The following is a 22026-nucleotide window of genomic DNA, read 5'->3' on the forward strand; positions in this document are numbered from 1 at the left end:
TTGGTAAAGTATAAAATAGAGAGAGTAAACTTTTTATCCTGAAATAATAATGACACAAGCAGTTACTGGTTCAGAAAAAGGCATTCAAATTTCCGAAAAAGCCCTCAAACATCTGTTAACCTTAAAAGAGCAACAAGGAAATCAAGACCTTTGTTTACGAGTAGGTGTTAGGCAGGGGGGTTGCTCAGGTATGTCTTATATGATGGATTTTGAGAACATTAATAATGTTACCGAACATGATGATATTTTTGATTACGATGGTTTTAAAATAATTTGCGATCGCAAAAGTTTATTATATTTGTATGGTTTAATGTTGGACTATAGTGATGCCATGATAGGTGGAGGTTTCCAATTCACAAATCCCAATGCAACTCAAACCTGTGGTTGTGGGAAATCTTTTGCCGCTTAGTATATAAAAAACCAGTTAATTATTGATTTAAAATCAAGAAAATAGTGATTACTTGGGGATATAAAATTAGGAATTAGGCATCAATTAGAAATTCAAAATTTACTAATAATTACTAATAATATAAATATCCCCTCTTGTTTATTAATAAATTTTTTTAATTCTTCATTTTTAATTATTAATTTTTACAATGTTTCCTTTTCCTCCTCGTAAACCGAATAAAAAAGTCATTATTCCTCAGAAAAAAAATTTCCCCTCATCCTCTCCTAGAAGGGTTAATATTCCCTCTCATTTTCAAAAAAATCCCCTTATTACTTATTCTCAAATAGAAATAGAAAGGGAACTGCAAAAATATCCCGGACTATTACGAACTTTATCCCATGCTTATCAGTATCAAGTTACATTTATGGATGATAAAACAGAAAATCAATATTGGTTTTGTCGAAATATAGAATTAACAATGATTTTATTAAAGTATTTGAATGAAAAAAATTGGTCTGTAGATTGGCAAGAAAAACCTTTTATTCTTAAATAAAATCATTCTATTTTTCATAAAAACTAATTTTCAAGGAATAGAAAAAATAGAAATAAATTTTATTAGTAAATTCTTTTTGTAAACCCACTAATTATAATAATTTTCAATCAATATTCGTCAAGTTTAATTCTTAAACCTGAACTCAGTTTCTATTAAGTTTTATTTTGTTTCTGAGAATTATCTTCAAAAATGAATTACAATCTGAGAAAGTAAAAGATAATTTATCCCTATAATAAATAATTTAATTTTTCCATTGAGAGAATTTAGTATATAAATAATGTTAGATTCAGAAGATAAAGGGTTTTTAAGTAATAATAAAAAAGATTGGTATATATTATATATAGGGGATTATAGTCAAATATTTTTACAAATAAAAGACTACTGCGAAAATATAACTTTTCAGGGAAAAAGTTGTTATTTATTAAATCATCTTGACAGAATTTCAAATCAATATCATATTCCGTTAGTTTTTATTATAATTAATGAAGATGATAAGGAAGACAAAATATCTAAAGTATTTTTTCACAAAATTAGAAAAAAAATAAACAGTCTTTTTGTAAAATTTGTAATTTTATTTAATGGTGAAGTAAGCGAAAATTTTAGAGATAAATTATTAAATAATGAAGCTATATTTGATTATATAGAAGTAAAAAAGATTAATTTTCAAATCATAGAAAATAAAATTATAAGCGCTTTAAAATCCTACTTTGAACATTATCAGTATCTTAGTTATCAAAACCTAAGTATTAATGGAGATTTTTGGGGTGATGAAAATCAGTTAACTCAAATCACCAGTTTAATTCCGGGTATGGTATTTCAATTAACTTATAACTCTCAAGATAAATATTTTTTTACTTTTGTTAGTCAAGCAGTAGAAGATATTTTTGAGTTTACTGTGGAAGATGTTTTAAATAATGCTAAAAAAATTTTTTCTTTAGTTGATCCCAGAGAAATTAATGAATTAAATCAAGTTATTACTCTATCTCGTAAATATTACACTTCTTTTAATTTTGATTGTCAAATAATTACTCCTAGCGGAAAACATAAATATATTCGCATCAATTCTTCCCCCCAAAAATTAGGTAGTCAAGGAATTATTTGGAATGGCATTGTTATTGATGTAACTATCGAAAAACAAAGAGAAATTGCCCTAAGAGAAAACGCATTATTACAAAGGGCAGTTAATTCAATTATGCGAAAAATGAGGGAAAGTATTGATTTTCAGGTAATTTGCGATACAACAACTGCAGAAGTGAGAAATTTATTAAATTGCGACCATGTTGCTGTTTATCAATTTAATGAAGATTGGGGTGGAGAATTTGTTTCTGAAAGTGCAAACAATAGTAGTGTTTCTTTAATTGAAAATAATCAAGGACGTTGGAATGATACTTATATTCAAGATAATCAAGGGGGAAGATACCGTTATGGAGACATTTTCACCATTCATGATATTGATCAAGAAAATTTATCACCCTGTCATCGAGAAATTTATCAATATTTTAAAATAAAATCTTTGTGTGTTGTACCTATTTTTTGCGGTGATAAATTATGGGGTTTATTAGGCAGTTATTTTCATCATTCTTTTTCGTGGCAGTCTCGGCAAATATATTTATTAAAACAGATAGTTGGTCAATTGGGTATAGCCATTGAACAAGCGAAACTTTTTGGAGAGGTTAAAAGGCAATCTCAAGAGTTAGCGATGGCAAAGGAAACGGCGGAAATGGCAAATTTAGCTAAAAGTGAGTTTTTGGCAAATATGAGTCATGAGATTCGCACCCCCATGAATGCAATTCTGGGTTTTTCTGATTTATTGCAAGAGTTGGTATTAGATTCGACGGGGAAAAGTTATCTTAATTCTATTATTACCAGTGGTCAAACATTACTATCTTTAATCAATGATATTTTAGATTTATCGAAGATTGAAGCGGGAAAAATGGCTTTAGAATATGAGCCAGTTCATTTAAAGTTGTTATTAGAAGATATTGTTAATATTTTTACTTTAAAAGCAGAAGAAAAAAAGTTAAATTTGCAATTGTTTATCAGTGAAAATTGTCCTGATATTGTTGTTTTTGATGAGGTAAGATTAAGACAAATTTTGTTTAATTTAGTAGGTAATGCTATTAAGTTTACAGATAAGGGTTTTGTGAAAATTTTTGCTGACCAAAACCTTGGTATTAATGATAATTCTTTTCGCAATTGTGGTTTTCGTTTAGAAATACAAGATACAGGGATAGGTATAGATAAAACACAGCGCGATCGCATTTTTGAATCTTTTACTCAACAGGATGGACAAAGCACCCGTAAATACGGCGGTACAGGATTAGGTTTGACTATTACTAAAAAATTAGTCAATATGCTCAATGGTACAATAATGGTGGAAAGTGAGCCGAATATTGGTAGTAAATTTATTGTTGATTTTCCCGTTGTTGCTTGTGCCACTGTTGCCCCCAATGACGATTTTTTAATGGTAGATAATAATTTAGATCAATTTCATCCCAGTCGAATTTTAGTGGTGGACGATATTGACTCTAATCTTAATTTAATTAAGGCTTATTTTGAAGGAACTTCTCATCAAATTTTAACTGCTAAAAATGGCAAAGATGCGATCGCACTTGCGATTAAATATGATTTAGATTTAATTTTACTAGATATAAAAATGCCAAAAATGGACGGAGAAGAAGTAATAAAAATAATTAGAGAACATCGAAAAATCAAAAATATTCCCATTATAGTAATCACCGCTTCCATCAATTATCAAAAAACACTTAATTTATCTCAATTTGTCCAAGGATTTTTATTGAAACCAATTCAAAGACAAGAATTAGTAAAAGAGCTCAAAAAAGTATTGTTATACGATGATAATTTATCCCCCTCAAAAATTAACAAATTGTGGACTAAAAAAACTGAAAAAATAGAAGACACGCCAGAAGGAATCGATAAACTAATCAAAAAATTACAATCTGAATATATAAAGGAATGGGAGACTATACAACAAACAAAAATAACATCTCATATTCGTAAATTTGCTCAAAATTTAGAAAAAGAAGCCATAAAATATAATTATCCAACCTTATTAAACTACGCTCAAACTTTAATTAATAATATTGTCAACATGGAAATAGATTTGCTTGACGAAAAATTAATAGATTTTCCTAATGTAGTCAAAAAAATTTCGGTACAAAAAACTAATGATAAATAACCTCAATCTGGTTTAAGAATATCTGATAAGGTTAGGTGTCAGGTTGCAGGTGGTAGGGGTTGAATATATTCAACTCTTATGGTGATGAGAAGATGAGAGAAGAGGGAGAAACAAGTAATAAATAATAAATAAGTAATAAGTGTTCGGAGTTTTTAATTCTTAATTCTTAATTTTTCCTTTGCCTTTGCCCTTTTCGCCATCACGGTATAGATGAAAATTTATTCCGAACTTAGGCTACATATCATTTTATCTCAAATTTTTCATACAATTCGTTCAAATTAATAAATCTCAGAGTCAATTGCACCCCATGAAAAATATTCTTGGAAATAGGCTTAAAATAATGCTAAACTGTAATGAAACTTAGTTTTTGACAAAAAAGTCATTCAAGGTATAAGTTAATTAATTTCCTTGATTTGGAGTAGAATATTAGATGAGTACAACCAATCAGACAAGTAACTCAAGTAATTACGATGCTGAACAGATACAAGTCCTAGAAGGGTTAGAGCCAGTTAGGAAACGTCCGGGGATGTATATTGGTTCCACAGGACCTAGGGGCTTACATCACCTAGTATATGAGGTAGTTGATAACTCTATTGACGAAGCCTTAGCAGGTTATTGTACTCATATTGAAATAGATTTGAATGCAGATGGTTCAGTCAGTGTAACTGATGATGGTAGAGGTATCCCCACAGATATTCACCCTCGCACCAAAAAATCAGCATTAGAAACGGTTATGACGGTGCTTCACGCTGGTGGTAAATTCGGCGGTGGTGGTTACAAAGTTTCTGGTGGTTTGCATGGTGTTGGTATTTCTGTGGTTAATGCTCTTTCTGAATGGGTGCAAGTGACAGTATGGCGTAAAGACAAAGTCCATACTCAACGCTACGAGAGAGGTAAACCCATTACTGACTTGGAAACAAAAGATAATGATACAGGTCATTCTACGGGTACTTCTGTATCTTTCTTGCCCGATAATCAAATTTTTACGGAAACTACCGAATTTGACTACAATCTTTTGTCTAATCGTTTAAGGGAATTAGCCTATTTGAATGCTGGAGTAAAAATTACCTTTACTGATAAACGGGTTACTCCAGAAAGAGAAGAAACCTACTGTTATGAAGGGGGCATAAAAGAATATGTTACCTACATGACAAGGGAAAAAGAAGTTTTACACCAAGATATTATCTACACCTCTGGGGAGAAAAATGGGGTGCAGGTAGAAGTTGCTTTACAATGGTGTATTGATGCCTATAGCGATACGATTTTAGGCTTTGCGAACAATATTCGTACTATTGATGGCGGTACTCACTTAGAAGGCTTAAAAACCGTTTTAACTCGTACTTTAAACAATATTGGTAGAAAAAGAAATAAAATCAAGGAAAATGATTCTAATTTAGGGGGAGAAAACGTCAGAGAAGGTTTAACGGCGGTTATCTCTGTTAAAGTACCTGATCCTGAATTTGAGGGGCAAACTAAGACAAAATTAGGCAACTCAGAAGTAAGAGGCATTGTTGATTCTTTGGTGGGAGAAGCCTTAAACGAGTATTTAGAGTTTAATCCTCATGTGGCTGATAGTATCATTGAAAAAGCGATTCAAGCCTTTAAGGCCGCCGAAGCCGCCCGACGTGCAAGGGAATTGGTAAGACGTAAATCGGTGTTAGAATCTTCACCCCTACCCGGTAAGTTAGCAGATTGTAGCTCTCGTGATCCAGCCGAATCGGAGATTTTTCTTGTAGAGGGTGATAGTGCAGGCGGTAGTGCAAAACAAGGGCGCGATCGTCGCTTCCAAGCTATACTGCCTTTAAGGGGTAAAATCCTAAATATCGAAAAAACCGATGATGCAAAGATTTACAAAAATAACGAGATTCAATCCTTAATTACCGCTTTGGGATTGGGTATTAAAGGGGATGAATTTGATGCCAGTCAACTACGTTATCATCATATTGTAATCATGACTGACGCTGATGTAGATGGCGCACACATCCGTACTCTTTTGTTAACATTCTTCTATCGTTATCAACGGGAATTGGTAGAACAAGGTTACATCTATATTGCTTGTCCTCCTCTTTATAAATTGGAAAGGGGTAAAAACCATTTTTATTGCTATAGCGATCGAGAATTACAACAGAAAATCGCTGAATTTCCACCGAATGCTAACTATAACATCCAAAGATTTAAAGGTTTAGGGGAGATGATGCCTGAACAACTTTGGGATACTACTATGAACCCGGAAACCCGTATGATGAAACGAGTTGAGATTGAAGACGCGGCAGAAGCCGATCGCATCTTTACCGTTTTAATGGGTGATCGCGTTGCACCACGTCGAGAATTTATTGAAACACATGGGCCAAGATTAAATCTAACGGAGTTAGACGTATAATTGTATGGTGGGCAATCCCCACCGTCTAATATCTTGAGATAAAGAATATGTTAGACTGTTTCATTTTTACTTGAAATTACTATGTCACTTCTTGCAAATGAGTTTTTCCCTATAAAAATTTTGCAACAATCGTCTATCAAATAGAGAAATAATGGTAAACACAGAAACTATAACCCCCAAAAAACCAAATTGGTTAAGAGTAAAAGCTCCTCAAATCCAGAGAGTAGGAACAGTTAAAGACATTTTAAGGGACTTAGAGTTAAATACTGTTTGTGAAGAAGCATCCTGTCCCAATATCGGAGAATGTTTTAATGCTGGTACGGCTACTTTTTTAATTATGGGTCCAGCTTGTACCCGTGCTTGTCCTTATTGTGATATAGATTTTGATAAAACCCCCAGAGGATTAGATGAAACAGAGCCTTTACGATTAGCAGAAGCAGTAAAGCGTTTAAAATTAAATCATGTGGTAATAACTTCGGTGAATAGAGATGATTTGCCTGATGGCGGTGCGTCTCAGTTTGTGGCTTGTATTGAAGAAACCCGTAAAATTTCACCTAATACCACTATTGAAGTGTTAATTCCCGATTTGTGTGGCAATTGGGATGCTTTAGCTACTATTTTAAAAGCTCAACCTGAAGTGTTAAACCATAATACGGAAACTGTGCCTAGATTGTATCGCAAAGTACGCCCCCAAGGAGAATATGCGCGATCGCTTCTTTTGCTGGAAAAAACCAGAGAATTATCCCCGAAAACCTATACAAAATCAGGGATTATGGTGGGCTTAGGAGAAACTGATGAGGAAGTGAAACAAGTAATGGAAGACTTGCGTAAAATTGACTGTGATATTATTACCATTGGGCAATACTTACAACCTTCTTCCAATCATCTAGCCGTCAAAGAATTTATCACTCCTGAGCAATTTAAGGCATGGCAGGAATACGGGGAAAGTATCGGCTTTTTACAAGTGGTTTCTACCCCCTTAACTAGAAGTTCATATCATGCGGGGGAAGTAAGAAGATTAATGGAAAAATACCCTCGTGTATAACATTTGTGTAAAATTCTCTAAAAAAAGACGAAAATTCCGAGGTCAATTTATTTTTTGTATTATTAAGTCTTCTTGAATAAACTTAATATCTTCGTCAAGAAGCCAACTACATATGTCCGTGACCTCTTTTTTCTGAACTGATAAAATTAAGTAAGAATATACAGAATGGGCAACATCTCGATCGAATTCTGAAGGGATAGCAGAATGATCGGGATGAGAATGGTAAATGCCAACAATATTTAGATTTTCGTTTCTTGCTTCTTTTTGTATCTTCAATAAAGTAAAAGGATTAATGGCAAAACTATCTCTTAAATTTCTTTTTAAACCATCATATTTTTTAGTAAATAAATGCTTTTGATTTTCCCAATCATTCTCCACGGGAACAACTTTAATCACCTTTTTTTCACAATTATTAATAACTCCTAATAACAATCCACAACACTCATAAGGATAATTTTTAATTCCTTGTTGCCGAATAATATCTAAATTTTGTTCACTAATTATTACCGTCATTATCCAATAAGTTTAAAAATTTATTTCCAATTCAAAATTAGGTAAAACATCTTTTCCTAATAATAAACAAGGCATGGAATAAATCTCAACTGTTTTTTCAGGTTGATAAACTTCTACTTCTCTATCTTGAGGATTAATTAACCACCCCAAACGCAAACCACTATCCAAATATTCTTGCATTTTCTCTTGTAAAGGTTTGATGCGATCGCTTTCTGAACTTAACTCAATTACAAAATCTGGACATAAAGGCGGAAACTTCTTCTTTTCTTCTATAGTTAAACTATCCCATTTTTCCCGTGATACCCAAGCAACATCAGGACTACGATCTCCTCCCTTGGGTAACTTAAAAACCGTAGAAGAACTAAAAACTAGACCTAGATTGTACTTCAAATTCCAAACATTCAAATAAGTGATTAAATTTGCTTCTCGATTACCACTTTCACCGCCTACAGGGGACATAATAATTAATTCTCCTTGAGGACTTCTTTCCATTGATATATCAGGATTAGCAAGACATAGACGATAAAAAGCCTCGCTAGTTAATTTTGTCAAAGAATCCACATTGATTAATGTTGCCATAAAAACCCATATTTATAAGTTTGCAACCATTCTAAATCAAATTATCAACTTCAATCATTTAAACCCCCAAAAACAGTATTGCCCGAAAAAATCAACAAATACAACCACAAAAGCGTACTCGCTAATTCTCTCAGGCAATAACACTGATTTATTTCAACCTTGAACTAACAAGGATTTTCTTTTAAATTGAACACCGAATAAACGGCAATTACTCTGAAGTAGAAACAACAAAGAAGATTAGCTAAGAGCGTTGATAGCGTAATCGATGTAAGAATTAGCTTCAACAGCCGCGTCACCACTTAAACCATGATTAGCTTTGATGAATTTTAAGGCTTCGATGTACCAGCTAGGAGATAATTCAAAGCTACGGTTGATTTCATCGATACCAGCGATTAAATATTCATCCATAGGACCAGTACCACCAGCTACACAGCAGTAGGTAACCATACGGAGGTAGTAACCGATGTCACGAGCACATTTTGCTTTACCTTCAGCAGTAGAAGCATACTGAGATCCGGGGGTGGAGGTGGTGTAAGGGAATTTGTTGTAAACAGCGTTAGCTGCACCATCAATTAAGCGCTGAGCATTTTCAGTTAAGGATTTAGCTGCTTGTAAACTAGCAGTTGCTTGACGAAAACGACCGAAAGCGGTTTGAATTTCGGTGCTGCTTAAGAAACGACCTTGAGAATCTGCTGCGGATACTGCTTCAGTTAAAGGGGTTTTCATTGTAATTAATTTCTCCTAATTATGTTGGTTTACGTTAATGAAATGGATTTTTTAATCTTGGTTTAAATTACGCTACTGCTGCAGCGGCACGGTCAAAGTAGCTAGCTACTTCTGCCATTAAAGCACTACAATCACCAAGAGTAATGTTGTTGGTATCATTAGCGATCGCTAAAGCTGCATCTTTCATTTTTTGAACACCAACTGCAACGGAAGCACCGGGAGTTCCTAAAGCTAAATAGGTTTCACGAAGTCCATTTAAACAACGATCTTCTAATACGGAAGCATCACCAGAGAAGATTGCATAGGTGATATAACGTAAGATGATTTCCATGTCACGAAGACAAGCAGCCATACGACGGCTAGTGTAAGCATTTCCGCCAGGAGCGATTAATTGAGGCTGTTCAGCAAATAAAGAACGAGCCGCATTGGTAACAATAGCAGAAGCGTTGCTGGTGATACGGTTAACAGTATCCATACGTTTGTTGCTATCGCTAACCATTTGAGATAAAGCGTCGATTTGAGCAGAGCTTAAGAATTCGCCGCGAGCGTCAGCCTGAGAAACAACTCTTGTGAATGCGTCGTACATTTTTAGTTAATCTCCTAATAGATTTAGTTTGTTTTGTTAAATTTGTTAAATTTTGGTTAAACAGAGTCGTTTTACTTAGATCTTTTTCTTCAAGATTTCCTTGTAAAACTTCTGCAAATTAGTCTCTCTTATTTTGTGCTTAAAACCAAGTCTTTGTTAAGCATTTGTAAAGAAACTTAATTTTTTGACAACTTTTTTATAAAAATCGTCTCAGAAAAGTGTTTTAACCTTTCATGTAAATTTATAACCCGTAGTGACGCATTTTTTTATTACGTGTTGTTAAATTTTTCTGATCTTTTTCTTAATATTTGTTTACACTTTTTCTCATTACAAATCTATATGTTTTAAGGATAGTAGTCGGTTATCATTAATAAAAATCTGGTGAAGATAGAGAGCAGTTAATAGAGATGCGTTTGAGTTCTTTTTTATTAAGGGTTAATGAAAAGTGTGCGATCGCCTCTTACCGTTATGGGGGAATTTCTGTATCGTAATAAATGCTTTAGCACTTTTTACCATAAAACTTGAACATTATAAGAATTAAACATAGAATCATTGCTGATAATTGTCATAGATTCTAATTGACTTTGAGCGATTAACATTCGATCAAAAGGGTCTTTGTGGTATGAAGGTAAGATAGATGCGTTAAGAGCATGAGCCACAGAAATAGATAAAGAAGAAATTTTGTCTATCTGCATTTGCTGAGGTATCAAAATCTCTGGAGATATTGGTAAATCAAGTTTTCCCAACTTATATTTAATCCCTATTTCCCAAATACTGGCCACAGATAGATATAGCTTATTCTGATTATTTTGAATGGTTGCCATCGCAGTCTGACTTAATTTTTCAGGCTCAACTAGCCACCATAACCAACAATGAGTATCGAGTAATATGTTCAATTTTATTTTCCTTCAAACAAACTAATAATTTCTTCATCAGATTCATAAAAATTTTCCGATACAGTAAATTGCCCTTTTAATCTTCCGGGGATGCGCTGATGAAACAATGATTCATCGGTATAAGGGGTTAAGAAGGCAACTGGCTTTCCTCGATTAGCGATAATTATTTTTTCTCCTTTTTCAACCCTAGATAACAACTGAGAAAGTTGTGTTTTTGCCTGATGTATATTAACAATATTCATTTTGACTTAGTTCAATAAACTAAGTTTTAGTATAGCGTAAATAGATATCTCCAAAATATGACGAAGTAATGAGATTTTTAACTTACGATCGCACCTTCTGATAATTGAAAACTAGGGGGGGGAAACCCTTTGCCAATTAGGCTAATTTCTCTCAATAATACCACCACCCAATAATATTTCCTGATGATAAAACACCGCCGCTTGTCCGGGTGTAATGCCAAATTGGGGTTCATCAAAAACTAATTTAACTCGATTATTCTCTAGTGGGATGATATTCACTTGTTGAGGGTTGGCACGGTATCTCACTTTCGCTTCTGCTTTTAATGGTACTTTAGGAGATGCGATCGAAACCCAATTGACACGATTTACATAACATTCTGTTTCACCACCTTGATCCCTTGTACCAACTATCACCTGATTCATAACAGGATCTAATTTAAGCACATATAAAGGTTCAGAATAAGCAATACCTAAACCCCGTCTTTGTCCGATAGTATAGTGATGGATTCCTTCATGTTCCCCTAAAATATTACCTTCTAAATCAACTATTTGCCCCTGCTTGGGAGTTATATATTTATTTAAAAACTCTTTCATATTGCCATGAGCTTCTATAAGGCATAAATCTTGACTTTCTGGTTTCTTTGCCGTTTTTAAATTCAAAGCCTCCGCCATCGCCCTTGTTTCAGTTTTCGTTTGATTCCCCAAAGGGAAAATTAGATGAGATAAAATTTCTTGAGGTAAATCATAGAGAAAATAGGATTGATCCTTATTATCGTCAATAGCTTTTAATAACTGGAAGCGATCGCATCTTTCATCATAAACAACCCTAGCATAATGCCCCGTAGCGATTTTATCAATACCTAAAGTATTTTGAGCATATTCCAACATCGGAGGAAATTTAACCGTGCGATTACATTGAGAACAAGGTAAAGGAGTGACACCACCTTCATAGCCCGTTACCAAATAATCAATAATATTCTCTTGGAAAACATCTCTAATATCAACAATGTGATGACTAATGCCTAATTGTTCGCAAATATGAGCCGCATCTACCATTCCCTCAGAACAACATTGCCCTTTTCCTTTCATTAACCAGAGGGTAACACCCTCCACATGATAACCTTGTTTTTGCAAACTCGCCGCCGCAACAGAACTATCCACTCCTCCAGATAATCCGACTAAAACCTTATTCATAACAATCAAAATAACAAGAATTTTCAGTTAATAACTAGCAATCAAAATAATTAAGAAAGGAAAGATTCCCTTTTACCCCGACTCTAATCCTTACATACATCAATTATAACTTGACTCAAATAGGGGTTGCTGAAAAAATACTTAGGTGAGGCTAAAGAAAGAAAAAGAGTTTTAATTAATTAAAGAAAAATTAGATCCCGTTTCAACAATTCAATTCTTGTACCGTAGTTGTGATAAATTACTAGATATAATCCCCACAAACTTTAATAAACATAGCATCGTCACACGGAAAAAATGCTACTGTTATTGATGATTTAACCTGAGTTTTGGATAAGCTGAAAGCATCCCAACTCGTAGTCAGAAAACCTTATAGCTTCTTAGAAATAACGATAAAATTGCCTTAACCCGAACTAACGTTAAAAATATATTCAACCCCTACCACCCCAAACCCTAAGCCTTTACTTCCTCCTCTCATTCTCTCTTCTCATCTGGTCATCATCCTAACACCTGCAACCTGCAACCTGAAACCTAACCTTATCGGATATTCTTAAACCAAACTGAGGTTATTTAACCTGACACCTGACACCTGACACCTAATAAATTAATTTTGTCTCCAATTAGGATATTATTAGCCTTTCTTACGAGGTGCTACGATACCGATGATGTTTTTATGAGGATCATCTAATACAGTAATACCTTCAGGAAGAACCAAATTACCCACAGAGAAAGTCTTGCCAATGTCCACGTGGCTGATGTCCATTTCTAGGAATTGAGGAATTTTATCAGGCAAACAGCGAACTTTTACTTCTGTTACCATTTGTTCCATAATACCCCCTTTGGATATCCCAATAGAATGACCAACAATTTTTAAAGGTACAACTACGATTACATCTTTATCTGCAGAGGGACAAAAGAAACTAATATGATGTAAATTGCGTTTCCAAGGATGAGTCTGTACTTCCCTAATTAAAACTTGACCATTCCAGTTGATTTCGGGAACATTTAACTCCACAAGAGTGTTATTGACCGATGCGTTTTTGAGCAGAGTTAAAGCCTCTTTCTGGGTTAATACTAAGGACACGGATTCTGCTCCTTTATGTCCATATAAGTTGGCAGGAATAAAACCTTCACGACGTAATGCGCGAGGATTACCACCTTCTGCTCTAGTTTTACATTCCAATGTAATTGACATTTTAGTTAACTGATTTCCTTATAAATTTTTCTATTAAGCAATGCGATTAACTATTTAAGAGTTCTTTGACAGCATCTCTTGACGAAGCCAAGAAAATGCGTTAAAGAATCATAGTATTTTTGTTTAGAGATTAATTATACTGACTTAAGAATTAACAGGATCACCATTGGCATCGAGTAAAGCACGTTTAGGGCCATGAATAGGATCTTCGACTATGATAGTCTGATCTCGACTCGCTCCTAAAGAAACGATTGCAATGGGTAACTCCATCAACTCAGCCAAGAACTTTAAATAATCTAATGCTTGTTTTGGTAATTCCTCTAAGGTACGACAGTTGCTTGTGGATTGTTGCCATCCGGGCAATGTTTCGTACACAGGTTTACAAGAAGCAAATTTCATGGCGTGGGTGGGAAATTCTCGACAAATTTCACCATCAATTTCATAGGCAACACAGACTTTTATTTCTGACAACTCGTCTAAAACATCTAATTTAGTCACTGCCAAGCAGTCTAAACCATTGATTCGAGCAGCATAACGTCCGATTACTCCATCAAACCAACCACAACGACGACGACGTCCGGTAGTTGTGCCAAATTCTGCTCCTTTATCCCCTAGATGCTCTCCTATTTCATCTTCTAATTCCGTTGGAAAAGGTCCTTCACCCACACGGGTTGTATATGCCTTTGCCACTCCAATGATGCGATCGATGATTGTTGGACCGACACCAGCACCAACACAAGCACCACCAGCAATGGGATTAGAAGAAGTTACATAAGGATAAGTACCATGATCTAAGTCTAACAGAGTTCCTTGGGCGCCTTCGAATAAGATATTCTTCTTCTGTCTGACAGCTTGATCAATTTTCAAAGAACTATCAATGACATAAGGGCGTAAACGCTCTGCATAAATTTGATACTCTTTTGTGACTTCTTTTGCATCTAATGGCGGTAAACCATAGAGTTTTTCTAAAACGGCATTTTTATAGTTAATCGTCCACTCAATCTTATCAGGATAGCGATCGCAATGGATTAAATCTAACATCCGAATGCCGATTCTTTCCGCTTTATCTGAATAAGTCGGACCAATGCCACGTCCAGTCGTGCCGATCTTATATTTACCTCGTTTTTCTTCCGCCGCTTGGTCTAAAATACGATGATAAGGCATCGTTACATGGGCAGTTTGAGAGATAAATAAATTATCAGTCGAAACATTCAAATCTTTTAATTGATCAATTTCTTCTAATAATTCCTGCGGATCGATCACAGTGCCTGAACCTATGATACACTCAGTATCAGGATACAAAATTCCCGACGGAATTAAATGTAGTTTGAACTTTTGGTCTTTCACCACAACGGTATGACCAGCATTCACTCCCCCTTGGGAGCGAACAACTACATCTGCTGATTTACTGAGTAAATCTGTTATTTTTCCTTTTCCTTCATCGCCCCATTGGGCTCCGATTACGATAACGTTAGCCAAGAGTTTAATAAAGCTAAACTTCACACAAACTATTATTATCGCAGTTTCAGAAACCTATGTCAAGAGGTAAGTTTTTGAGTTCGGAGTTTTTTGGGGTAATGAGTAATGAGTGAGGAGAATTAAAAATAAAAAAATCTTTTGAAACCTGACACCGTAAGGGTTGAATATATTCAACCCCTACCATCTGATACCTATTTATCTTAGTGCCATAACAGAGACTTTTCCAGCAATCTGTTGAGCAATTTTTTTCAGGGCTTGAGCAGAAGCACTCTGAGGTTGAAGGGCTACGATGGGAATGCCGCGATCGCCTCCTTCCCTTAAAGAAATTTCTAAAGGAATACAACCTAGTAAAGGAACATTTAACTCTTTGGAAGCCTTTTCTCCACCCCCTGAACCAAATAAGTCATAGCTCTTGTCTGGCATATCGGGGGGAATAAAATAACTCATATTTTCCACAATACCTAAAATATTGATACCTAACTGCTCAAACATTTTTAAACCCCTACGAGCATCTTGTAAAGAAACATTTTGAGGAGTAGTCACAATAACCGCTCCAGCTAAAGGCACAGATTGAGCAAGAGTTAATTGAGCATCTCCTGTACCCGGAGGCATATCAACAATTAAGTAATCTAACTCACCCCAGTTTACCTGATAGAGAAATTGACGGATAATACCATTTAACATAGGTCCACGCCACATCACGGGTTGATCAGGATTAATTAAGAATCCCATAGATACCATTTTGATACCATGATTAAAAGCCGGTTGAAGAATATCCCCTTGAGGGCTTTTTTCTACATTTATGGGAACATCATTTAAACCCAGCATTGTCGGAGCGTTAGGTCCATAAATATCTGCATCTAATAAGCCCACCTTTGCACCACTTTGAGCTAAAGCCACCGCAACATTAACCGAAACACTACTTTTGCCCACTCCTCCTTTTCCACTGGAAATGGCAATAATATTTTTCACTTGATTAACTGATTGTCTGTCAGGAAGGGGTTTTTGTTGAGGTGTTTCTGCTGTCACATCTACGGTTACTGATTTTACTCCCTCTAATTGTTTTACTGCTTTCTCGCAATCTTCGACGATAAATTCTCTTAAAGGACAGGCGGGGGTTGTTAAAACCAAAGTAAAGCTAACATTTCCATCTTCAACAGAAACATTACGAATCATATTTAGTTCGACTAAACTTTTTTGTAATTCCGGATCTTGAACGGGTTTTAATATTTCTAATATTGATTCTTGAGTTAACATAGTTTGTTCGCAGTTTAAATATTTTTGATTAGTTCTTGTCGTTACTTTTATAGTTTTTTGTCTATAAAATATCTATTCTCTATTATTAATTATCAATGTTGATTAATCAAGAAATCAAAATAATTTGACCAAAAGTCAAATTGAATTTGTCTGATGAGCATTAATTTATGGAGATTTATTTTGTCTGGGATTGGTTAATTGTATATTTTGTTTATTTTATAGCTGATTATTATTAACTATGGTTAAAATATTTCTGATTAATTAATAATAGACCCTATAATGGAATAGGAAATAATTATTAGTTAAGATTTCCCAAAATATTTTGTTATTAAATGATAAATTTTCTACTGGGTTTAGCAATTGGTTTATTCATTTATTTTTGGAACGCCTATCGAGCAAATTGTCAACTAAAAGAAATATTATATTCTTTATCTGAATTTGATTCTGTTAAGTCTCTTTCTAAAATTGCTCAAGTTAGGCGTGGGGTTAATCTTTTAAATAACAAATTTTACTATACTCAATTAGAGTTAGATGTACACCATGAATTAATTAGAAAAAACCCTTTAGGCTATTTAAGAATTGATGCAAATAATTGTTTAATTGAATGTAATGAAGAGGCGAAAAAAATACTTTATATTCAACGCTGGAATCCTCAGATTTTAAGACTATTTTTAGAATTAGTTCGTTCATATGAACTGGATCAACTTATTCAGCAAACTAGAAAAATTCAAAAAAGATTAACCATAGAATGGCAGTTTTTTCCCACTGCAAATTACATTGCAGAAGAAGAGAATTTAGATACTAATAGTTATCAACCACTTTTTTTAAAAGCCTATAGTTATCCCCTTCCTGCGGGGCAAGTGGGAATTTTTATCGAAAATAGGCAGTTAATTAGAGAATTAACCCAGAAAAAAGAACAAGCCTACTCTGATTTAAGTCATGAATTAAGAACGCCTCTGACTTCTTTATTATTATTATCAGAAACTCTCCAGAAATTTACCGATGATAAAGGGAAAATTTGGTTAGAACAATTACATAAGGAAATTAATCGTTTAGTGGATTTAGTGCAAAATTGGTTAGAAATTTATCAATTAGAACAAAATCCTTATCAAACCCTTAAATTTCAAAGTTTAGATTTACAACAATTACTATTGTCTGCTTGGCAATCGGTTACAATATTAGCAGGGAAAAAAGAAATTAGTTATAAATATGAGGGAGAAGATAAAATATTTATAGATGTGGATCTTAATCGTTTTACACAAGTTTTTGTTAATCTTTTTGATAATAGTATAAAGCACTGTTTTTTTGGTGGTTCAATATTAGTAAAAGCACAAATAAAAACAAATATTTATGAGGAAGAAGTTGTCGAAATTCATGTCATTGACAACGGTAGTGGTTTTAACCCGAATGATTTACCCCACATTTTTGAAAGGCTTTATCGAGGAGATAAGTCAAGAATGAGAACTGCAAGGGGAGGCAGTGGTTTAGGATTAAGTATTGTTAAACAAATTATTGAAGCTCATCAAGGCTCGATCGCAGCTAGTAATCATCCTGAAACTAAAGGTGCTTGGTTTAAAATTATAGTCCCTTTAAAACAAAAATCTAACTAATTTGTATCGAAAAAATTTTCATGAACAATCAACAGCCATTAATCGTTATTATAGGAGGTTTTCATAACTTAGAAATAACTATTAATTTTGTTAAATATTTATATTCTCAAATAAAGGCAATCAAAGACTTAAAATACATAATTATACCCACTGATAAAGTACAACCATTAGATGGACTCAGTGCTTATAATTTTTTATCTAATTATCTAGTTAATCAATCTTGTTTTCCCTGCCCAATTATTGTAATTAGTTTTAGTGCTGGAGTGGTGGGAGCGATAATTTTAGGAAAACTATGGAAAGCATGGAATGGTGAAGTATTATGTCTATTGGCTTTTGACGGTTGGGGCGTACCTTTAATAGCCGATTTTCCTTGCTATCGTGTTAGTCATGACCATTTTACCCATTTTTCTTCTTTATTATTGGGTGGTGAGGAAAGTAGTTTTTATGCTCAACCGATGGTAAATCATTTAGAATTATGGCGATCGCCTCTTGAAATACAAGGACGGTGGCAAATGAAATTAGGAGTTGAAAAAACAGTAAAAATGACTGACTTCATCCAATTTTGTCTTCAAAAAGAAATTGATAAATATATTAAAAAATGTAAAAAATATCCAGAAACCGAAGCAAAAAATAATCATAAAAAGAACAATTAACGATATTATGACTGATGTTGACCATTCAAAATTTAGCCCACAATGAGTAAGTCATATACCCTAGATATAGAAAACATCCGCCATGGCAATATCAAAGATTTACAGGCAATTAATCTTAATGGTGCTAACCTTTCAGGGGCTGATTTAGCACAAAGTAATTTTACTGGAAGTAATTTAACAGGAGTAAATTTGACAGGGGCAAACTTAGAAAAAGCTATCTTGCGATGTAATTTGAGAGGGGCAGATTTAACAGGGGCTTCTTTACAGGGTGCAGATTTGCGGGGTGCAGATTTGCGGGGGGCGATATTACTTTCAAGTCAAGTGGAAAATATTAGTTTAGCAGGAAGTTTTTTGGCTGGTGCTATCTTAACCAATTTAGATTTATGCAATGCCGATTTAAGAGGAGCAGATTTGCGAGGTGTCAATCTTGTGGGAGCTTGTTTACAAAAAGCAGATTTAAGCAATGCAAATCTCAGTGGAGCGGATTTATCTCAGGCAGATTTAGAGGAAGCAAACCTTAGTGGAGCAATTTTGCACGGCACTAATTTAACTCAAGCAAATTTACTCTGTGCGATTGTTGAAGGTGTGTCTTTTGATTATGTCATTACCTCAGAGACTATCATTCAATAAGAGTTTGGGAGATTGACCTCAGCTCGGTTTAAGAATATCGGATAAGGATGGGTGTTAGGTTTCAGGTTTCGGGATTTTTAATTCTTAATTCTTAATTATTTACCTTTGCCCTTTGTCCCTTTAACTTTGCCCTTTTAACTTTGCCCATTGCCTATTTATGATAAAATGAAGTGATACTTGTAACTAAAAATTAACTATTGTCACCCGCTTTTAAGTCGGTAAATAATCTTTAGTCAGCAAGAAAAGTAAGAAAACTCAATACATAAATAGTTAGAGCCAGTGACCATAGCAGACAGTATCACCCCAAAACAAGAAGGTAAATCTCATAATCTTGATTCTACCATCAACCTGAAACGACAAATGATTGTAATACTTGACTTTGGATCGCAATATTCAGAATTAATCGCTCGTCGTATTCGAGAAACGGAGGTTTATTCTGAGGTTATATCTTATCGTACCAGTGCGGAACAATTACGACAAATCAATCCTCACGGTATTATCCTCTCAGGTGGTCCTAATTCCGTTTATGATGAGGGTGCGCCTCTTTGTGACCCTGAAATCTGGAATTTAGGTATCCCCGTTTTAGGGGTTTGTTACGGTATGCAATTAATGGTTAAGCAGTTAGGGGGTACAGTAGAACGAGCAACTCGTGGAGAATATGGTAAAGCCTCTCTATTTATTGATGATCCCACTGATTTGTTAACTAATGTGGAAGAAGGTTCAACCATGTGGATGAGTCATGGGGATTCTTGTACTCAATTACCCGACGGTTTCAAAATTCTCGCTCATACTGACAATACTCCCTGTGCTGCGATCGCACAACATCAGCAAAAGTTATTCGGAGTTCAATTCCATCCTGAAGTAATTCATTCTCAATATGGTACAGCATTAATTCGCAATTTTGTCTATCATATCTGTGGTTGCGAACCCACTTGGACAACAGAAGCCTTTGTGGAAGAATCCATCAGAGAAATTCGAGCAAAGGTGGGTGATAAGAGAGTATTATTAGCTTTGTCTGGTGGTGTTGACTCCTCAACCCTCGCTTTTCTACTCCATGAGGCTATAGGTGATCAGCTTACTTGTATGTTCATTGATCAAGGTTTTATGCGTAAAGGCGAACCTGAAAGATTAATGGAGATTTTTGATCAACAATTCCATATCAATGTTGAGTATGTTAATGCACGAGATCGCTTCTTAGCAAAACTAGAAGGTGTAACAGATCCAGAAGAAAAACGCCGTATTATCGGTCATGAATTTATCCAAGTGTTTGAGGAAGAATCTAACCGTTTAGGACCCTTTGACTACTTGGCACAGGGAACATTATACCCTGATGTAATCGAATCTGCAGATACTAATGTTGATCCCAAAACAGGGGAAAGAGTGGCAGTTAAAATTAAGAGCCATCACAATGTGGGAGGATTGCCGAAAAACTTACGCTTTAAATTAGTAGAACCTCTGCGTAAACTCTTTAAAGACGAAGTGAGAAAAGTCGGTAGAAGCATTGGCTTACCAGAAGAAATTGTTTCCCGTCATCCTTTCCCCGGACCCGGTTTAGCTATTCGTATTTTAGGAGAAGTCACCGCCGAAAAATTAAATATCCTTAGAGATGCTGATTTTATCGTCAGAGACGAGATCAAAAAATGGGGTATGTACCATGATTTTTGGCAAGCATTTGCCGTTTTACTACCTGTGCGTAGTGTTGGTGTAATGGGAGATAAAAGAACCTATGCTTTCCCCGTTGTTTTACGTTTAATTACCAGTGAAGACGGTATGACAGCAGATTGGGCAAGACCTCCCTATGACTTATTAGAGCAAATGTCCACCCGTATTGTTAATGAGGTGAAAGGGGTTAATCGAGTGGTGTATGACATTACATCTAAACCTCCCGGAACTATTGAGTGGGAATAGATTAAAAAAGGGCAAGAGACAAGCCCCTCTGTCTCTCTCCTTAAAAGAAACCCCCCTTTATCCCCCCTCGAGAGGGGTGAGAGCAAAAGTGTTTAACGAACCTCCTCTCGTCATTTCATCCCCCCATCTCCTCATCTCCCCATCTCCCAAGCTCTCAATTTTTCAATCTTTTAGCTTCTAACTTTTGGATTTTTCATGGGCATAGTGGAATTTTTGGCTAACCATCCTAATTCTATTAGTCCCTGAAAAATTGCGATCGCAACTGTTACCCCCCCCTTATAACTATCGAAACGAATATGAGAAACTCCAGATTTTTGTAACATTTTATTGATTATTTCTTTACGAGTAAAACCGGAAGGGGTTGCAATAATTAAACTGGGTTTTACTTGCACTGATTCGATTAAATCTAAAAGAGAAAAGAGAGAAACAGGATTTTCTCCAATAATATAAATAGCAGAAGGGTAATTTTTGCTTAATTTTTGCCATATTTTCGATTTTGTTGCTGTTACAGAAGCGGGTAAAGCAAAATCCTCTAAACAATAAACAGGATTCATAAATGTTTGCTGTAAAAAAGGAAGAACTCCTGCTTGTATAACTGGAGTATCTACCATAATTGGTACTCTTGTCTCTAAAGCGGCAAATCCATTGGATAAGGGATTATTCGCAAAATTAATGACCGAAGCATATTCTAAATCTCCCGTACTGAAAACCACTCTTTTGACAATTTCATATTCAGCAGGAGAAAAAACACTTTTATCGATTTCTCTATCAATTATAGAAAAGTTTTGTACTGTTAATAAGTTCCATTCCATTACATTATTGGGAAGTTCAAAATATATATCTTAATTATGAATTGAAAATTAGTCGCTCCTTAATCTTCTAACACCTTATCTGAGTTCGGTGTTAAGTAGAGCCGATTAAATAAAAGAAAGTTTGTAGTTACCCCTTTAGGGGTTTTAAACGTTCTTAAAATAAGGGCTTCAGCCCTTACTACTA

Annotated in this window: 20 protein-coding genes; 9 read left to right on the top strand and 11 right to left on the bottom strand. The window is 34.8% G+C overall.

Annotation, left to right across the window (positions count from 1 at the left end):
• Positions 1-49 precede the first annotated feature (49 nt).
• The 5 genes from CYAN10605_RS15640 to lipA all read left to right on the top strand — a co-directional run bounded on the left by CYAN10605_RS15640 (position 50) and on the right by lipA (position 7565).
• Positions 50-409, top strand: a complete 360-nt coding sequence (locus CYAN10605_RS15640; RefSeq protein ID WP_015220917.1) for an iron-sulfur cluster assembly accessory protein — start codon at positions 50-52, stop codon at positions 407-409.
• Positions 410-596: 187 nt separating this feature from the next.
• On the top strand, positions 597-941 hold the full coding sequence (locus tag CYAN10605_RS15645) for a hypothetical protein (protein ID WP_015220918.1): 345 nt from the start codon (positions 597-599) through the stop codon (positions 939-941).
• 277 nt (positions 942-1218) lie between these two features.
• Positions 1219-4140, top strand: a complete 2922-nt coding sequence (locus CYAN10605_RS15650) for an ATP-binding protein (protein ID WP_015220919.1) — start codon at positions 1219-1221, stop codon at positions 4138-4140.
• Positions 4141-4570: 430 nt separating this feature from the next.
• Positions 4571-6520 (top strand): DNA topoisomerase (ATP-hydrolyzing) subunit B, encoded by a 1950-nt coding sequence (gene gyrB, locus CYAN10605_RS15655; protein WP_015220920.1) that lies wholly within the window; start codon positions 4571-4573, stop codon positions 6518-6520.
• A gap of 151 nt (positions 6521-6671) precedes the next feature.
• Positions 6672-7565, top strand: coding sequence for a lipoyl synthase (gene lipA / locus CYAN10605_RS15660; protein ID WP_015220921.1), 894 nt, complete (start codon positions 6672-6674; stop codon positions 7563-7565).
• A 42-nt stretch (positions 7566-7607) separates the two neighbouring features.
• Here lipA and CYAN10605_RS15665 read toward each other — a convergent pair whose 3' ends face one another.
• The 10 genes from CYAN10605_RS15665 to CYAN10605_RS15710 all read right to left on the bottom strand — a co-directional run bounded on the left by CYAN10605_RS15665 (position 7608) and on the right by CYAN10605_RS15710 (position 16229).
• Positions 7608-8078 carry a M67 family metallopeptidase gene (locus CYAN10605_RS15665; protein WP_015220922.1) on the bottom strand — a complete coding sequence of 157 codons (471 nt, stop codon included), beginning with the start codon at positions 8076-8078 and terminating at the stop codon, positions 7608-7610.
• A 12-nt stretch (positions 8079-8090) separates the two neighbouring features.
• Positions 8091-8657, bottom strand: a complete 567-nt coding sequence (locus CYAN10605_RS15670; protein ID WP_015220923.1) for a Uma2 family endonuclease — start codon at positions 8655-8657, stop codon at positions 8091-8093.
• 237 nt (positions 8658-8894) lie between these two features.
• Complete coding sequence (gene cpcA, locus CYAN10605_RS15675) at positions 8895-9383, bottom strand: C-phycocyanin subunit alpha (protein WP_015220924.1); 489 nt, start codon at positions 9381-9383, stop codon at positions 8895-8897.
• Positions 9384-9450: 67 nt separating this feature from the next.
• Positions 9451-9969, bottom strand: a complete 519-nt coding sequence (gene cpcB, locus CYAN10605_RS15680) for a C-phycocyanin subunit beta (RefSeq protein WP_015220925.1) — start codon at positions 9967-9969, stop codon at positions 9451-9453.
• A 509-nt stretch (positions 9970-10478) separates the two neighbouring features.
• Positions 10479-10865: a type II toxin-antitoxin system VapC family toxin gene (locus tag CYAN10605_RS15685; RefSeq protein WP_015220926.1), complete on the bottom strand. Its 387-nt coding sequence runs from the start codon at positions 10863-10865 to the stop codon at positions 10479-10481.
• Between the two features lie 2 nt (positions 10866-10867).
• Complete coding sequence (locus tag CYAN10605_RS15690) at positions 10868-11107, bottom strand: type II toxin-antitoxin system Phd/YefM family antitoxin (RefSeq protein WP_015220927.1); 240 nt, start codon at positions 11105-11107, stop codon at positions 10868-10870.
• Positions 11108-11248: 141 nt separating this feature from the next.
• Positions 11249-12301: a tRNA 2-thiouridine(34) synthase MnmA gene (gene mnmA / locus CYAN10605_RS15695; protein WP_015220928.1), complete on the bottom strand. Its 1053-nt coding sequence runs from the start codon at positions 12299-12301 to the stop codon at positions 11249-11251.
• 628 nt (positions 12302-12929) lie between these two features.
• Positions 12930-13493 carry a 50S ribosomal protein L25/general stress protein Ctc gene (locus CYAN10605_RS15700; protein WP_015220929.1) on the bottom strand — a complete coding sequence of 188 codons (564 nt, stop codon included), beginning with the start codon at positions 13491-13493 and terminating at the stop codon, positions 12930-12932.
• A gap of 144 nt (positions 13494-13637) precedes the next feature.
• A complete protein-coding gene (locus CYAN10605_RS15705) occupies positions 13638-14972 on the bottom strand; it encodes an adenylosuccinate synthase (protein ID WP_041922954.1) in 1335 nt (444 codons plus the stop codon).
• 195 nt (positions 14973-15167) lie between these two features.
• Positions 15168-16229 carry an Mrp/NBP35 family ATP-binding protein gene (locus tag CYAN10605_RS15710; protein WP_015220931.1) on the bottom strand — a complete coding sequence of 354 codons (1062 nt, stop codon included), beginning with the start codon at positions 16227-16229 and terminating at the stop codon, positions 15168-15170.
• 332 nt (positions 16230-16561) lie between these two features.
• Here CYAN10605_RS15710 and CYAN10605_RS15715 point away from each other — a divergent pair, with 332 nt between their 5' ends.
• The 4 genes from CYAN10605_RS15715 to guaA all read left to right on the top strand — a co-directional run bounded on the left by CYAN10605_RS15715 (position 16562) and on the right by guaA (position 21030).
• Positions 16562-17839, top strand: a complete 1278-nt coding sequence (locus tag CYAN10605_RS15715; protein ID WP_015220932.1) for a sensor histidine kinase — start codon at positions 16562-16564, stop codon at positions 17837-17839.
• Positions 17840-17859: 20 nt separating this feature from the next.
• A complete protein-coding gene (locus CYAN10605_RS15720) occupies positions 17860-18492 on the top strand; it encodes a hypothetical protein (protein ID WP_015220933.1) in 633 nt (210 codons plus the stop codon).
• Between the two features lie 42 nt (positions 18493-18534).
• Entirely contained in the window at positions 18535-19122 is a 588-nt protein-coding gene (locus tag CYAN10605_RS15725; RefSeq protein WP_015220934.1) for a pentapeptide repeat-containing protein, read from the top strand.
• Between the two features lie 360 nt (positions 19123-19482).
• Complete coding sequence (guaA, locus tag CYAN10605_RS15730) at positions 19483-21030, top strand: glutamine-hydrolyzing GMP synthase (protein ID WP_241212843.1); 1548 nt, start codon at positions 19483-19485, stop codon at positions 21028-21030.
• Between the two features lie 170 nt (positions 21031-21200).
• Here the strand turns inward: guaA and CYAN10605_RS15735 are convergent, their stop codons facing one another.
• The gene (locus CYAN10605_RS15735) at positions 21201-21842 is read right to left on the bottom strand and encodes a precorrin-8X methylmutase (protein ID WP_015220936.1); all 642 of its coding nucleotides are present in this window, start codon (positions 21840-21842) and stop codon (positions 21201-21203) included.
• Between the last annotated feature and the right edge of the window lie 184 nt (positions 21843-22026).

The sequence above is a fragment of the Cyanobacterium aponinum PCC 10605 genome (assembly GCF_000317675.1).
Taxonomy (GTDB): Bacteria; Cyanobacteriota; Cyanobacteriia; order Cyanobacteriales; family Cyanobacteriaceae; genus PCC-10605.